This window comes from Streptomyces sp. NPDC005722 (assembly GCF_040630935.1).
GTDB lineage: Bacteria > Actinomycetota > Actinomycetes > Streptomycetales > Streptomycetaceae > Actinacidiphila.
Window position 1 is genome coordinate 36,870 of the sequence record NZ_JBEXYN010000018.1, and the last position, 15,861, is coordinate 52,730.

At 72.9% G+C, this 15,861-nt stretch carries 11 protein-coding genes; 7 read left to right on the plus strand and 4 right to left on the minus strand.

Annotated features, from left to right (window positions below):
* The first annotated feature begins 396 nt into the window (after positions 1-396).
* The 6 genes from fxsA (ABZ479_RS21635) (at position 397) to fxsT (ending at position 9,786) form a co-directional block, all read left to right on the plus strand.
* Positions 397-585, plus strand: coding sequence for an FxSxx-COOH cyclophane-containing RiPP peptide (gene fxsA, locus ABZ479_RS21635; RefSeq protein WP_500463102.1), 189 nt, complete (start codon positions 397-399; stop codon positions 583-585).
* Between the two features lie 517 nt (positions 586-1,102).
* Entirely contained in the window at positions 1,103-1,252 is a 150-nt protein-coding gene (fxsA, locus tag ABZ479_RS21640) for an FxSxx-COOH cyclophane-containing RiPP peptide (protein ID WP_500463181.1), read from the plus strand.
* A 38-nt stretch (positions 1,253-1,290) separates the two neighbouring features.
* Positions 1,291-3,642 carry an FxsB family cyclophane-forming radical SAM/SPASM peptide maturase gene (locus ABZ479_RS21645; RefSeq protein WP_500463103.1) on the plus strand — a complete coding sequence of 784 codons (2,352 nt, stop codon included), beginning with the start codon at positions 1,291-1,293 and terminating at the stop codon, positions 3,640-3,642.
* Between the two features lies 1 nt (position 3,643).
* The gene (locus ABZ479_RS21650; protein ID WP_500463104.1) at positions 3,644-4,429 is read left to right on the plus strand and encodes an AAC(3) family N-acetyltransferase; all 786 of its coding nucleotides are present in this window, start codon (positions 3,644-3,646) and stop codon (positions 4,427-4,429) included.
* Positions 4,430-4,550: 121 nt separating this feature from the next.
* Complete coding sequence (locus ABZ479_RS21655; protein WP_500463105.1) at positions 4,551-5,885, plus strand: TIR-like protein FxsC; 1,335 nt, start codon at positions 4,551-4,553, stop codon at positions 5,883-5,885.
* The gene (fxsT, locus tag ABZ479_RS21660; RefSeq protein WP_500463106.1) at positions 5,869-9,786 is read left to right on the plus strand and encodes an FxSxx-COOH system tetratricopeptide repeat protein; all 3,918 of its coding nucleotides are present in this window, start codon (positions 5,869-5,871) and stop codon (positions 9,784-9,786) included. The genes ABZ479_RS21655 and fxsT overlap by 17 nt, the downstream gene beginning before the upstream one ends.
* 7 nt (positions 9,787-9,793) lie before the next feature.
* On the opposite strand, the gene ABZ479_RS21665 is transcribed toward fxsT, so the two are convergent.
* Both ABZ479_RS21665 and ABZ479_RS21670 read right to left on the minus strand, forming a co-directional pair.
* Entirely contained in the window at positions 9,794-10,684 is an 891-nt protein-coding gene (locus ABZ479_RS21665) for an alpha/beta fold hydrolase (protein WP_500463107.1), read from the minus strand.
* A gap of 46 nt (positions 10,685-10,730) precedes the next feature.
* Complete coding sequence (locus ABZ479_RS21670) at positions 10,731-11,627, minus strand: DUF4231 domain-containing protein (protein WP_499602398.1); 897 nt, start codon at positions 11,625-11,627, stop codon at positions 10,731-10,733.
* Positions 11,628-11,810: 183 nt separating this feature from the next.
* On the opposite strand from ABZ479_RS21670, the gene ABZ479_RS21675 reads away from it, so the two are divergent.
* Positions 11,811-12,560, plus strand: coding sequence for a metallophosphoesterase family protein (locus ABZ479_RS21675; RefSeq protein WP_500463108.1), 750 nt, complete (start codon positions 11,811-11,813; stop codon positions 12,558-12,560).
* A gap of 51 nt (positions 12,561-12,611) precedes the next feature.
* On the opposite strand, the gene ABZ479_RS21680 is transcribed toward ABZ479_RS21675, so the two are convergent.
* On the minus strand, positions 12,612-13,100 hold the full coding sequence (locus tag ABZ479_RS21680) for a DUF1877 family protein (RefSeq protein ID WP_500463109.1): 489 nt from the start codon (positions 13,098-13,100) through the stop codon (positions 12,612-12,614).
* Positions 13,101-13,231: 131 nt separating this feature from the next.
* Complete coding sequence (gene glgB, locus ABZ479_RS21685; protein WP_500463110.1) at positions 13,232-15,859, minus strand: 1,4-alpha-glucan branching enzyme; 2,628 nt, start codon at positions 15,857-15,859, stop codon at positions 13,232-13,234.
* Positions 15,860-15,861 lie beyond the last annotated feature (2 nt).

The following is a 15,861-nucleotide window of genomic DNA, read 5'->3' on the forward strand; positions in this document are numbered from 1 at the left end:
AGGGGTGAGTTCCGGAAAGTGCGCCGAGCGGCCCGGGGCCGGTCGGCGCGCGGGCGTACGGGGCTCGCGCGCCCCGCGCGCGGGACGTCGCGCGGGGCGCCGGAAGGCGTGCCGAGGGCGCGGTCGCCGTGCGGTGCGCGAAGGGCTTCAGAAAGTTCGTCTCGGTTCGTGGATATGGCCAATTCCCGTTCCACGTGAGGGAGATAATCGCACGGCCCGGCATTGGGGACAGGGGAGCGCAGGCGCCTGCTGCATTTGGCGTATTCGGCACCACTTGCAGCAGCGGTGACTCGTTGTCACTGCTGCGTCGCAATGTCCGGGGTGAGAGGATTTTTTTACCACATCCCGGGACATAGGGTGTGCGCCCCAATGCGCCTTACCGAACGAGGACTCGCCATGACCGCCACTCCCGCCCCGAAGATCGACACCGGCGTCCTGGCCGGACGTTCGCAGACGCCTCGGAGGTTGCCGCTGGCAGAACTTGCCACGCGTGGCAGCTCGATCGCCTCGCCCGCCCTTGGTCGGGTAATGCCGGCCTGTGCCGTCGTCAACGTCCGGGTGGCGGGCTTCCAATCCTTCGTGTGAGCGGCTGAGGCTGGGTCAAGTTCACGGCGCGTCAGTCCGATCAGGCTGCGCTCGTAAATCGTTCTGAAGTGTTGTACGGACGATGTGTTGGGCGTGCGATCGAAGCGCGCCCAAAACAGCTCGAAGTATTCGGTTCGAGGCCATCGCCGACGAGGTTGCCGTGCTGGTGGTGTATTGCCCATCCGGTCGGCTTCCGGATGGTGTTCCGCGGGGGAGTGTCCCTGCTCGCTGGTCCGGCACGTGACCGCCCTTCTGCCGCGGCGTGGCGTTGAGCAGGCGTTGGTGTTCGGTGCGCCGGGAGGCGTGACGTGGGGATGGGTGCCGCGCGCTTCGCGTCGGACCGCAATGAAGCTCGTCACGGTTGGGAGGTGGACGCCGCGATGGCTCCCTCGGTGGGGCTCTGTCGCCGCGCAAGTTGGGCTCTGCAATGGGGTAGTCGGCATATTTTGCCGCAAATAGCGCATGTCTCAGCACACTTGATGAATGAGGAACCGTGATGGTCTCACCCCTCTCAGCCATGCGTTCACAGACGCGGCGGAGGGCCCCGCTGGCCGAGTTGGCCTCTCGCGGCAGCTCCGCTGCCTCGCCGGCCCTGGTCCGCGTGTTGCCCGCCGCGTCCTCCGCTGGAACTGTTCCAGTGGCGATCTTCCAGTCCTTCATCAGTTGAGCCGGCGTACTCGGGGATCGGGGTACACAGTCGTGGAAGTGCCAGAGCAACCAAGGCCGTTGTCGCAGTTCGTGCTCAAGTTGCACAGCCGGTGCGACCTGGCGTGCGACCACTGCTACGTCTACGAGCACGCCGACACCAGCTGGAAGACGCGGGTCCGCGCCACGCCGGACGAGGTGGTCGGACGTGTGGCGGTGCGGATCGCGGAACATGCCGCGGCGCACCGGCTCCCCGCCGTCCAGGTGGTGTTCCACGGGGGGGAACCCCTGCTCGCCGGCCCGGCGCGGATCCGCCGCGCCGCCGCGGCACTGCGCGGGGCGCTGGACGGCGTGTGCGCCCTCGAACTCGGCATCCAGACCAACGCCGTCCTCCTGGACGAACGGTTCTGCGACGTCTTCGACGAGTTCGGCGTCTCGGTCGGCGTCTCCCTGGACGGCGGCAGGGCCGAGAACGACCGCCACCGCCGGTTCGCCGACGGACGCGGCAGCTACGACAAGGTGGTGGCCTCGATCGGGCTGCTCCGCGAGCCGCGCTACCGCCATCTGTTCGGCGGTCTGCTCTGCACCATCGACGTCGAGAACGACCCCGTGGCGGTGTACGAGGCGCTGATGGCGCTCGAACCGCCCCGCGTCGACTTCCTGCTGCCCCACGCCACCCACGACGCCCCGCCCGCGCGCCCCGGCGGCGCCCGGGCGCCCTACGCGCAGTGGCTGCTGACCGTCCACCGCCGCTGGACGGCCGAGGGCCGCCCGGTGCCCGTGCGGGTCTTCGACTCCGTGAGCCGCATGCTGCGCGGCGGCAGCAGCCTCGTCGAGTCGATCGGCACCGACCCGGTCGACCTCGTCGTGATCGAGACCGACGGCACCTTCGAGCAGGCCGACTCGCTCAAGACCGCCTACGACGGCGCCCCCGCCACCGGGATGGACGTGTTCGCCCACTCCCTGGACGAGGTCGCCGCCCACCCCGGCATCACGGCACGGCGGCAGGGCAAGGACGGGCTGTGCGACGAGTGCCGCCGCTGCCCGGTCGTCGACGTCTGCGGCGGGGGACTGTATGCGCATCGATACCGCGCGGGTTCCGGATTCGCGAACCCGTCCTCGTACTGCGCCGACCTGATGGAGTTGATCCTCGGCATCCGCGAGGCCGAGGAGACGGAACGGGAGAATCCGGTGAGCACCGCGTCGGGGCAGCAGCCCCAGTCCCCCTTGACGGAGGACCAGATCGATCAACTGGCCGCCGGCTACGGCGACGCCGCGACCGTCGCCGCGCTCGCCGCCGAGCAACTGGAGATCACCCGCGGCCTGCTCACCGCCGTCTGGGAGCGCGCTCCCCGGGGCGGCAGGACGGCCGCGGTCTGGCGGGTGCTCGCCGAGGTCGACGAGGCCGCGCCGCAGGCCCTGGACGAGGTGCTCGCCCACCCGTACGTCCGGCCCTGGGCCCGGCACTGCCTGGAGACGGGCGGCGACGGCGGGGCGGACGTGGCCGGGCTCGCCGAGGTGGCGGCCGCCTCCGTGGTGCGGGCCGCCGGCCGGTATCGCGCGACCGTACGGGTCCCGGTGCGCGACGGAGCGGTACGGCTGCCCGGCCTCGGCCGTGTCCTGGTCGGCGCCCCCGACGGCGAGGAGGCCGAAGTGACCGCGGACGCCGACGGGTTCGGCGTGCGCGCCGACGGCCGGACGCTGCGGATCGCCGCGCACGACCAGGGGGACGCGCGCTGGCACCCGGTACGGCGGGTCGGCCCGGCCGGCTGGAGCGTGGCGCTGGAGGACGCCGACCCCTACCGCAACGCCCACCAGTGGCCCCCGGTGCCCCGGCAGGACGAGGCCGAGGTCAAGGCCTGGCACGAGGACCTGGTCGCCGCCTGGGACTTCCTCGGCCGTGAACTGCCCCGCTACGCGCCGGGACTGGCCGCCGGACTCGGCACCGTCACCCCGCTGGTCCCGCCGGACGACGGCAGCGACGTCAGCGGCGCCGCCCGGCAGGCCTTCGGCGCGGTCGGCATCGCGCGGCCCGCGGCGCCGGTCACGCTGGCCCTGCTCCTGGCCCACGAGTTCCAGCACGTCAAGCTCGGTGCCGTACTGGACCTGATGGATCTGTACGACCCGCGGGACACCCGCCTCTTCCACGCCCCGTGGCGCCCCGACCCGCGCCCGCTGGAGGGGCTGCTCCAGGGGACGTACGCGCACGTCGCCGTCGCCGAGTACTGGCGTGCCCAGGCCCGCCGGGGCGCCCCCGGGGCGGCCGCGCCCTTCGCCCGCTGGACCCGCGAGACCGCGGAGGCGGTCGACCGGCTGGCCGGCAGCGGATCCCTCACCCCGCTCGGCGAACGGTTCGCGGACGGCATGGCCCGCACCGTCGCCCCCTGGCTCTCCGAACTGAACGGAATCTGACGTGCACACCCTGCAAAGCCTGACCCGGGACCTGCGCGCGCTGGGCGTCGAGCCGGGGGAGGTGCTGCTCGTCCAGGGCTCGCTGAAGTCGATCGGCCCCGTCGAGGGCGGCGCCCGCACCGTGATCGCGGCCCTGCGGGCGGCGCTCGGCGACCACGGCACCCTCGTGGCGTACGCGGCGACCCCGGAGAACTCGGTCACCTCCAGGGTCGACCGGCAGCACACCGAGGGCATGGACGAGGCGGAACTGGCCGCGTACCGCGCGGCGATGCCCGCCTTCGACCCGCTGACCACGCCCGTCTCGCCCAGCGTGGGACGGCTCGGCGAAGAGGTCCGGCTGCTCGCGGGCGCGCTGCGCAGCGCGCACCCGCACACCTCCTTCACCGCCTTCGGTCCGGCCGCGCGCTTCGTCACCGACGGCCACGCGCTGGAGAGCCCCCTGGGCGAGGACTCGCCCACCGCACGCCTCTACGACCTGCGGGCCCGAGCCCTGCTGATCGACGTGGACCCGTGGGTCTGCACCGCCTACCACCTCGCCGGCTACCGGGCGGTCCCGCCGCCAGACTGCCCCTACCAGGCCGTGGTGCGCACGGAGGACGGCGGCAAGGAGTGGGTGCACTTCGAGGCGCCCGACATCGACGACCGGCACTTCCCGGGGCCGGTCCCGGTGGTGGCGAGCGAGTGCACGGTGCTGGACGGTCCCCTCGGCGGCGCCGCCTGCCATCTGGTGCCGATCGCCGATGCCGTGGACGTCATCGCCAAATGGCGGCTGAGCAACGGCCGTTGACGAAATCCCGGCAACATTGATGGTCATGCGCTATTCCGCCGGAGAATTGGCGGTTCCTACACTGAGGTTCCCTCACGAGGGGTGGAGCGGAGTCGTGTAGGTCGGGCGGGGGAGATGGCGCATGGCATTACCCGTGGGGCAGGGCGACGTCTCGGACAAGCCGTACTTCTTCCTCAGCTATGCGCACACCCCCAGGAACGAGCCTTCCGACCCCGACCCCGACCTGTGGGTCGTCAAGCTCTACAACGACCTCTGCGCGCACATCCTGCAGATGACAACTCTCCCCGCCGGGGTGAGGGCAGGCTTCATGGACCGGGGGATGAACGTCGGCGAGGGCTGGCCGGAATCGCTCGCAGAGGCGCTCGCGCACTGCCGGGTCTTCGTCCCGCTCTATTCCCCCCGGTACTTCCGCAGTCCGCAGTGCGGAAAGGAGTGGTATGCCTTCTCGCTGCGTGCCCTCCACCACCGGTCCCGGTACGACCGCCCGATATCCGGCATCGTGCCCGCGCTGTGGGTGCCGGTCCCCACCCGCGACATGCCGGGCCCGGCGGAAGGACTGCAGTTCAACCACGCGGACTTCGGTGAGGACTACGCCGCCGAGGGCTTCTACGGGCTGATCAAGCTCAGTTATCTGAAGCACGAGTACGAACGGGCCGTGTACCGCCTGGCCCAGCGCATCGTGCAGGTCGTCGAGGACACCAAGATCACCACAGGTCGCCACCTCGACTACCACCACGTCCCCAGCGCCTTCGGGCCCCCGGGTGCCAGTCGGCCGCTGCGCGTGACCGTGCTCGCCTGCTGCGACACCGAGGAATTGCCCGCGGGCCGTAGCGCCACCTGCTACGGGTCCTCGCCGCGCGATTGGAATCCGTACTGCCCGCAGAGCAGCCGGCCGCTCGCCGACCACGCGGCCGACCTGGCGCGCAACCTCGACTACCGGGTCAGCGTCGGGGTGTTCGAGGAGGAAGTGGACCGCCTGCTGGACCCCACCCCCTCGGCTCCCGGCCTGCTGTTGCTCGACCGCTGGGCCCTGGAGTCGTCCGACCGACGGGAACTGCTGAGCCGCTTCGGCAGCGAGCGCCGACCGTGGGTCAGCGTACTGGTGCCGTGGAACCGCGCCGACCCGGAGTCCAACGGCCGCGAGGAGACACTACGGCGCCTCGCTGAAGATGCCCTCGACCCCGGCTCCGCCGATGGCCCGGGCGGGCGCTACATCCGCAACGGCATCCCGAGTCTCGAGGCGTTCAGCGACGACGTGGTCCGGGCTGTACGACACGCGGCCAAGCACTACGCCGCCCATGCTCCGGCAACCCCGCCACAGGGCCCGCAGGCCCAGCGCCCGAGGTTGCGGGGTCCGTCCGTGGGAGCGTACGGACCCGAGCGTTCCTCCTCGCACGACGGCCGCGGTATCACGGAACCCGACAAGCCGGAGGGCGAGGATGACCGAGAGCCGTAACGGACGTGTGATCACGTTCTATTCCTACAAGGGCGGAACCGGACGGACCATGGCCCTGGCGAACACCGCGTGGATCCTCGCCGCCAACGGCCACCGGGTGCTGACGGTCGACTGGGACCTGGAGGCCCCCGGCCTCTTCCGCTTCTTCCACCCCTTCCTCGACTCCTCCGCGCTCGCGGCCACCACCGGCATGATCGACCTGATCACCGAGTACCGCGAGGAGGCGCTGCGCGACGTGCCGCGGCCCCCCGACTGGCACCGTCAGTTCGCCCGGGTCCGCCCGCACGCCATATCCCTCAACTGGGCCTTTCCCGACGGCGGCAGCCTGGACTACCTGTCCGCCGGCCGGCAGGACCGCAACTACTCCACCGCGCTCACCGGCATCGACTGGGACGTCTTCTACGACCGCTTCGGCGGCGGCCAGTTCCTCGACGCCATGCGCGCGGACATGCGGCGCCACTACGACTACGTCCTCATCGACAGCCGCACCGGCCTCAGTGACATCGCCGACATCTGTACCGTCCACATGCCCGACGAACTGGTGGTCTGCTTCACCCTCAGCGACCAGAGCATCTACGGTGCCGCCGCCGTCGCCCGGGACATCCACGAGCGCTACAACGGCCGCGGCATCCGCATCTTCCCGGTGCCGATGCGCATCGACGACGGCGAGAAGGAGAAGGCGGACGCCGGGCGGGCGCTGGCCCGAGCCCAGTTCGAGGGCCTGCCGGCCGGGATGCGTCACGACGAACTCGTCGCGTACTGGGGGTCGGTGGAGATCCCGTACCGCCCCTTCTACGCCTACGAGGAGATCCTGGCGACCTTCGGGGACGCCCGGGGCCTGTCCAGCTCGATGCTGTCGGCCTGCGAACGCCTCACCTCCGTCGTCTCCGGCGGCTTGGTGACGTCGCTGCCCCCCATCGCGGAGTCCGAGAGGCTCCGCTGGGCAGCGGAGTTCACCCGGCGCAGGCCCGTCCCGCCGCTCTCCGTGGTGCTGGCGTACGTGCCCGAGGACCGCATGTGGGCGGACTGGATCGAGTGGATCCTGACCCGGGCCGGCTTCCGGGTCGTCCCCTGGGACGTGGAGACCCACACCGCCCCCGCGGAACAGCCTGCCGTGGCCGGGGCCTCCTCCCGCACCCTCGTCGTGCTCTCCGCCGCCTACCTGCGCTCCCGGCGGGCCGTGCGGGTGTGGGAGTCGAGCGCCGGCACCGACCCCTCGGGTCCGCAGCACCAACTGCTGCCGATCCGGGTCGGCGACGTGCGGCCGGGCCCGCCGCTGGCCCAGCGCAGCCCGGTCAGCCTGGTGCGGCTCGACCACGCCGCGGCCGCCGGCACGCTGCTGCGGGCCCTCGGACGTGACGAGGCGGACCTCGCCGGGACCGCCATGTCCGGCGGCCCGCGCTACCCCGTCGGCGACCCCAAGGTGTCCAACCTCAGGCCCCGCAACACCGTCTTCACCGGGCGCTCCACCGTCCTGGACCGGCTCCGCGACCGCCTGGGCGGCGGCAACCCGTCCGTCCAGCCGTTCCCGCAGACGCTCCACGGCCTCGGCGGCGTCGGCAAGACACAGGTGGCGCTGGAGTACGCGCACCGCTTCAAGGCCGACTACGACCTGGTGTGGTGGATCGAGGCGGAGCAGGAGGACCGGATCGCGCCCTCCCTCGCCGAACTGGCCCGCCGCCTGGAACTGCGCGTCGGCGACAGCGTCTCGGAGGCCGCCGAGGCGGCCCGCGACGAGCTGGCCACCGGCACCCGCTTCCCGCGCTGGCTGCTGGTCTTCGACAACGTCGACGACCCCGAGCGGGTGCGCCGCTTCTTCCCCGGGGGGCGCGGCCACATCGTCGTCACCGGCCGGAACAAGCCGCCGACGGGTGCCACCGAGCCCCTGGAGATCGAGGTCTTCAACCGTTCGGAGAGCGTGGAGCACCTGCGGCGCCGGGTCGGTGGCATGGGCCGGGAGGACGCCGGGCAGGTCGCCGAGGCCGTCGGTGACCTGCCCCTGGCCGTCGAGGTGGCCGCCGCGTGGCTCGCCGAGACCGCCACCCCCGTCGACGTGTACGTACACCAGCTCAAGGAGCAGACGACCAGGACGCTGTCGGTCAACACCGCCGCCGGCTACCCCCAGGAGTTGGGCGCGACCTGGAGGATTTCCATCAGCCGCCTGCGGGACCAGTCCAGGGCCGCCGCACGGCTGCTGGAGCTGTGCGCGTTCTTCGCGGCCGAGCCGATCTCGATGACCTTGATCACTGGCGACTTGATGATCCAGGCGCTGCTGCCCCATGACCCCGAACTGCGCGACCGCTACATGCTCGGCAAGGTCATCCAGGCGCTCAACCGCTTCGGCCTGGCCAAGGTCGACCCCGCCGACAACAGCATCCAGGTGCACCGGCTGGTGCAGGCCGCCGTGCGCTCGGAGATGTCGGAGGCGGACCGGCAGGACACGATGCACGAGGTCCACCGCATCCTCGCCGAGGCCCGGCCGCCGGAGGACGCCATCAACGACCCGGCGAACTGGCCCGGGTTCGAGCTGATCTGGCCGCACCTCGCCCCCTCGCAGGCCGAGGCTTGCCGGGAGGAGAAGCCGCGTCAGCTGCTGGTCGACCGCGTCCGCTACCTGTGGAAGAGCGGTGAGCTGGAGCAGGCCCGGCTGCTGGCCGAGCAACTGCTCGGCATGTGGAAGCAGTCCCTTGGTGAGGACGACCTGCAGACCCTCAACCTGCAGTTCGAGCTCGCCAATGTGCTGCGCTCGCAGGGCAGGTACCAGGAGGCCCGGCGGTACGACGAGGACACCCTGGCCCGGCAGAGCGCGTTGCTGTCCCCCGGCCACCCGTACACCCTGATCACCGGAGGCAGCCTCGCCGCCGACCTCCGGGGACTTGGCCTCTTCCAGGAGGCCAGGGAACGCGACGAGGAGATCCACGCCGGCTTCAAGGACATCTTCGGCGAGCAGCACCCGCGCTCGCTCGTCGCGGCCAACAACCTCGCCATCGACTACCGGCTCACCGGGGACTCCGAACTCGCCCGCCGCCTGGACCAGGAGACCGTGGACCGGCGCACCCCGATGCTAGGCGACCGGCATCCGTACACCCTGTCCACCAAGGCCAACCTCGCGCGCGACCTGCGGGAGATCGGCGACTACACCGGTTCCGTCGCGATGCTCGAGGAGGTGATGGACGTCTTCCAGGACGTCCTCAACCCCGACGTGCCCGAGATTCTCCGCAACGCCAAGAGCCTCGCGGTCTCGCTGCGCAAGGCGGGTCGTGCCCCCGAGGCGATGCGGCTCACCCAGGTGACCTACGACCGCTACCTGGAGCGGTACGGACCCGATATGCCCGACACGCTCGCCTGCGCCCTCAACCTCGCCGCCGACTACTCGGCCGCCGGCGACAAGCAGAAGGCCCGCGACCTGGCCACGGACGTCCTCGCCGCCTACCGGCGGATGCTCGGCGACGACCACCCGTTCACCCTGGCCTGCCGCAACAACCTCGCCATCTACCTGCGCGGCAGCGGCAACGCGGAGGAGGCGGTCGCGGTCGGCAACGACACCCTGGCCCGCCTGGAACGCGCCGTCGGCCCCCGCCACCCGTACACCCTCAACTGCACGATCAACCTGGGCAACGCGACGGGCGAACTGGGCGACAGCGACCGGGCCGTGACCCTCCTGGAGACCGCCCTGCGCGGGCTCACCGAGCGCTACGGCCCCGAGCACCCGGACGCCCTGGCCTGCGAGATCAACCTCGCCTACGCCCTGCGGCAGTCCGGCCGGCACGCCCGGGCGCAGGCGATCCGCGCCAAGGTGCTCCCCGAGTGTGCACGGCTGCTCGGCGAGGAGCACCCCCTCAGCCGCGCCGCCCGCGAGTGGTACCGGGTCAACCGGGACCTGGAACCGCAGCCGGTGTGAGCGGCGCTCAGGCGGGCACCGAACGCTCCCGGCCGCCCCCGGCGGCCGCCCACGCCAGCACCCGGGGCAGCACGGACAGGGCCGCGAAGTGCGCGGCCCCCGGCTGCACCACCATGGTCGCGCCGGGGATGTGCTCGGCCAGCCAGCGGGAGTGCGCCACCGGCGAGAACACGTCGTCCTCGCCGTGCCACAGCAGCACCGGCGCCGTGATGCGGTCCAGGCCGAACCCCCAGCCCCGGTTGAACGCCAGGGTGTCGTCGATCCAGCCGTCCGCCGAGGTGCGCAACGCCTCCGCGTAGGTGCGCAGCAGCATCGTGCGCAGACCCGCGTCGGCGATCACCCGCTGGTCCGGCACCGGCATCTCCTCCCGGAGCACGGCGAGCAGGCTGGCCGGGTCGTCGCGGATGGTGCGCGAGCGCAGTTCCAGCCGGGCGGCGAGCCGGCGCTGCGCGGCGTCGGCGGTCGTGTGGTCGCGGACGTTGGAACGGGTCATCCCCGCGTACCAGGCGAGCCCCTGCGCGTCCCGGGGCGCGAGCCCCACCAGCACCGCCACCCGCGTCACCCGGTCCGGCAGCAGAGCCGCGCACGCCAGCGAGTGCGGGCCGCCGCCCGAGCGGCCGACCACCGCGAAGGCGTCGAGGCCCATGGCGTCGGCGATCGTCGCGACGTCCGCCGCGGCATCCGCGACCCGTCGGCCGGGCAGCCGCTCCGAACCGCCGTACCCGGGACGGTCGAAGGAGATCAGCCGCACCCCCAGCCGGTACAGCACCGCACTGCGCGGCACCGGGCCGAGCCGGCTGCCGGGCGTTCCGTGCAGCAGGAACACGGGCCTGCCCCGCACGTCGCCCCGGGTCTCGACCGCCAGTTCCCGCCCGTCCCCCGCCCGCACCACACGCACCCGAGCGCCCCTCTCGTGTGTCCTCCGGCCCGTCCCGTCCCCGTCCTCACACCCGCATCTCGCGCCTCGCCTGCCAGGTGGTGTGCTCCCGGGACACGGCGTCCTCCGCGTCCCGGGTCAGCTGCGACCACAGGTGCTCGGCATGCGGGTCCTCCAGGTCCAGCGACGCCAGCTGCACCCGGATCAGCTCCAGTTCGTCCGCGGCCACCCGGTACGCCGCGGCCAGCGGGCTGTACTGGCGCAGCTGCGCCCAGGCCGCGACCGAGGCCGTGATGGCCGACACGAAGCCCAGGGTGTCGAAGGGGGACCAGCCGCCCGCCCGCAGGACCAGGAAGAGGACCCCGAGCAGCGGGAACGCCATCGCCAGGCGTCCCGCCCGGCGCCCGTTCACCTCGCAGCGGGCCGCCTTCATCGTGTACCACTCGTGCTGCACCCGGATGCGCTCCCGCAGGTACACGTCGTGCCGTACGCGCAGCGGCGCGTCCCGCAGCCGCCGCATCCCCGGGGTGATGCCCGTGTCGACGCGGGAGGGCAGGGCCCTGCTGCGGCGGAAGGTGTGCAGGACGTCGCCGAGCTGCAGCCGGTACAGGGCGTCGGGGTCGCGTTCGTCGCCGGGCGGCGTGAAGGGGTCGGCGCGCACCGAGTACTTCCAGGCGAGCGTCTTCATCGACTCCGCCAGCGCCCGGCCCTCGTACCAGAGGGCCTGCGGGTTCTGGCGGTGGATCACCCAGGTCGTCCACGCGGCGTACGCGAACAGCGCGGCCGCGAGCCACGAGGCCCAGTGCAGACGGCCCGCGGTGACGTCGAACGAGCTGAAGACGGAGGCCACCGTGAGCAGGCCGAGCTGCTGCCGCGACAGCCGTACGGTCTGCCACTGACCCCGCAGCGACGCCCGGTCGGCGGCCCAGAACAGGTCCGGCAGCAGATCCCGTTCGCTCACCATCGTCCGCGGCCCCCCGGTCCTCGCTGAATCCCGCAGTGACCCCAGTATGGGCGTGCCGGGGGCGGCCGCCCAGTAGGCGTCCGGCCGAACTCCCGCTCCCGGCGGGCCCCGCCGGTGCTCCGGCCGTCACGCCCTCGGCGAACGCGCGGCGCACCGCCCGGGACGACGGGCAGGGTGAGGGGTGTGCTGAGACGAGTCGCGGTCCTGTCCGACGTCCACGGCAACCTGCCGGCCCTGGAGGCGGTGCTCGCGGAGCCCGACGTCCGCGCCGCCGAGCGGGTGGTCCTCACCGGGGACCACGCGGCGGGGCCCATGCCGGTGCCCACGCTCGACGCGCTCCGCGGCCTCGGCGAGCGCGCCCTGTGGATCCGCGGCAACGCCGACCGGGAACTGGTCGAGCACCGCCGCACGGGTACGACCACCGGCCACCCGGAGTCGGACTGGGCGGCGGGGCGGCTCCGTGAGGACCAGGTGACCCTGCTGGCCGGACTCCCGGACACCGTGGAACTGGAGGTGGAGGGCGCGGGCCGGACGCTGTTCTGCCACGCCACCCCGCGCGACGACGAGGAGATCGTGCTCGTCGACTCCCGCGCCGGGCGCTGGGCCGAGGTGATGACCGGTGTCGCCCCGCAGGTGGAGACCGTCGTCTGCGGCCACACCCACATGCCCTACGCCCGGATCGCCCACGGCCGCCTGGTCGTCAACCCCGGCAGCGTCGGCATGCCGTACGGCCGCCCCGGCGCCCACTGGGTTCTCCTGGGCGCGGACGGCGTCCAGCTGCGGCGCACCCGCTACGACCGCGAGTCCGCGGCCGCCCGCATCGTCGCGGAGTCGGGCTTCGACGGCGCCGAGGAGTGGGTGGGGGAGTACGTCCTCGGCTGCCACCCGGCCGAGGCCGTGATCGACGCCTGGGGCCCGCGCGACGGTCGCTGACCCCGCCCCGGAGGACCGGTCCCCGGCAGGGGCGCGCCTGCCGGCGCCCGCTCAGTCCCACCACACGACGACGTACAGCCCGCGCCGCGAGGCCTCTTCGCAGAAGGCCCGCAGCGCGGTGAAGTGCTCCGTCAGGTATCCCCAGGGGTCCCGGACGCCCGGCATCCCGTGGTCCGCCCCGTGCGCCCGCACCGCGGCCCAGTCGATCGCCGCCAGGCCCTCCGCGACCAGGCCCACGCCCGCCGGGGCGGTCGCGGCGGGAGGCGGCCCGAACACGCCCACGGCGTTCGGGTGGTCCAGGAAGGCGACGTCGACGGCCGGATCGCCGTTCAGTGCGCGGTCCAGCGCGGCCAGGGCCGGCGCCGCGACGCCCGCGGCACGGCACACCTTCAGGAGCGTGGCCGGTGCCCAGTCGAGGTCGAGGAGGTCCTCCCGGGGCGGGTCCCACCCCGGGTCGGCGTCCGGGGACTCCCGGGCCGCGACACGGCACCGGGCCAGGAACTCCGCGGTCACCCGCGCGAGTTGCTGTGTCACTGCCATAGGAACCATGGTGTCCCGCCCGGCGCCTGTGGTGGGAACGCCGCCTGGACGCGGGGACGTTCACCGCGCCGGCCTGCCCGCACCTGGTGTGGTGCAGGCAGGCCGCGCGCGCCGCAGGCCGGGACGCCCGGTCAGGCGGGGCGCAGCCAGACCGTCGCCAGCGGGGGCAGCGTGAGCTGCACGCTCTGGCGCCGGCCGTTCCAGGCGACCGGTTCGGACTTCAGCGGCTCGGGGTTGGTGACGTCGCTCCCGCCGTACGCGGCGGCGTCGGTGTTGAGCACCTCCCGCAGCGCCTCCACCCCGTCGGGCACGCCGATCCGGTAGCCGTGCCGGACGACCGGCGAGAAGTTGCTGACCGCGACCAGCGGCTTCCCCCCGGCGTCCAGGCGCACGAAGGAGAAGACGTTGTCCTCGGCGGCGCCGCCGTCGAGCCAGGCGAAGCCGTCCGGGGTGGTGTCGCGCTGCCACAGCGGAGGCGTCGCCCGGTAGAGGGTGTTGAGGTCCCGGACGAGGTCCCGTACGCCGCGGTGGTCGCCCGCCGCGGAGTAGGTCTCGTCGAGCAGCCACCAGTCCGGGCCGTGGTCGTGGGACCACTCCGCGCCCTGGGCGAACTCCTGGCCCATGAAGAGCAGTTGCTTGCCCGGGTGGGCCCACATGAAGCCGAGATAGGCGCGGTGGGTGGCGCGCTGCTGCCACCAGTCGCCGGGCATCTTCGCCACCAGGGCGCCCTTGCCGTGGACGACCTCGTCGTGCGAGATCGGCAGGACGTAGTTCTCGCTGTAGGCGTACACCATCGAGAAGGTCATCTCGTTGTGGTGGTACTTGCGGTGCACCGGCTCGTGCTTGATGTACTCCAGCGAGTCGTGCATCCAGCCCATGTTCCACTTCAGGCCGAAGCCGAGCCCGCCGAAGCCGGCCGGGCCGACGTGGTGGGTGGGGCGCGTGACGCCGTCCCAGGCGGTGGACTCCTCCGCGATCGTGACGACGCCCGGGCAGCGCCGGTAGACGGTCGCGTTCATCTCCTGCAGGAAGGCGACGGCGTCCAGGTCCTCGCGGCCGCCGTAGGCGTTCGGCGCCCACTCGCCGTCCTCGCGCGAGTAGTCGAGGTAGAGCATCGAGGCGACCGCGTCGACCCGCAGGCCGTCGATGTGGAACTCCTCGCACCAGTAGACCGCGTTGGCCACCAGGAAGTTGCGGACCTCGGTGCGCCCGAAGTCGAACTCCAGCGTCCCCCAGTCGGGATGGTCCCCGCGCCAGGGGTGCTCGTAGAGGTTGGTGCCGTCGAAGTCCGCCAGTGCCCAGTCGTCCTTGGGGAAGTGGGCCGGCACCCAGTCCATGATGACGCCGATGCCCGCCCGGTGCAGTGCGTCCACCAGGTACCGGAAGTCGTCCGGGGTGCCCATCCGGGCGGTCGGCGCGTAGTACGAGGTGACCTGGTAGCCCCAGGAGCCGCCGAAGGGGTGCTCGGCGACCGGCATCAGCTCCACGTGCGTGAAGCCCAGGTCGCGCACGTACGCCGGGAGCTGCTCGGCCAGTTCGCGGTAGGACAGCCCCGGCCGCCAGGAGGCGAGGTGCACCTCGTACACCGAGAAGGGCGACTCGTGCACGGGCAGCCGGCCGCGCGAGGCCATCCACTCGGCGTCCTGCCACACGTACCGGGACGCGGTGACGACGGAGGCGGTGGCGGGCGGCTCTTCCGTGCGGCGGGCCATCGGGTCGGCCTTCAGCCGCCGTCCGCCGTCCGCGCCGCAGACCTCGAACTTGTAGCGCTGCCCCTCGCCGACCTCCGGCAGGAACAGCTCCCACACGCCGGACGAGCCCAGCGAGCGCATCGGGAAGGCGGTGCCGTCCCAGTAGGTGAAGTCGCCTACCACGCGCACACCGCGCGCGTTGGGCGCCCACACCGTGAACCGGGTGCCGGTGACGCCCTCGTGGGTCATGGGCTCGGCGCCCAGTGCCTGCCACAACTGCTCGTGCCGCCCCTCGTGCACGAGGTGCAGGTCGAACTCGCCGAGCGCGGGCAGGAAGCGGTACGGGTCGTCGACCTCGTGCTCGTCGCCGTCGTAGGCGACGGCCAGCCGGTACGCGGGGACCTCCGTCAGTGGCAGCACACCGCTGAACAGCCCGTCGCCCTCGTGGTTCAGCACCGTCCGCGTACCGCCGGTGAGGACGGCCACGCTGCGTGCGTACGGCCGCAGCGCCCGGAAGGCCAGGCCGTCCGCCACACGGTGGACGCCGAGCAGCCCGTGCGGGTCGTGGTGGGCGCCGTCCAGCAGCCGCCGGCGCTCGCCCGGGTCGAGTTCGGGGGCCGGTGGGACGTCGCCGGTCACGGGGCCCGCGACCGGAGCGACCTCGGGCGCGGGCGGCGGCGCCTGGTGGCCGACCCCCGCGGGGGGCGCGGTGCGCGGAGCGGTGCCCGAGGCGGGCGGGCGCTCGGACCCGGCGGGGTCGTAGCCCCGCGCGACGGCCTCGGAGGAGCCGGACGCGTCCGGCTGCGGGAGGTCCGCGGCGGCCGGGCTGCCGCCCTTCGCCGCGGGTCGCGCGCCGGCCGCCTTCCCCCCGCGTGCCGGTTTCGTGCCCGCGGCCTTCGGCGGCCGGGTGGCCGGGGCCGGCGGGGTCGGCGCGGCGGCGGGGGGCGGCGGGGGAGCCGAGCCCTCGGACCCGGTGCCGCGGGCGGGACGTTCGGTACGGGCCCTCCCGTTCCCGCCCGCGCCGGGGGTGCCGGGGGTGGCGTCGGGGAGCGGCTGGCGATCGGTCACGA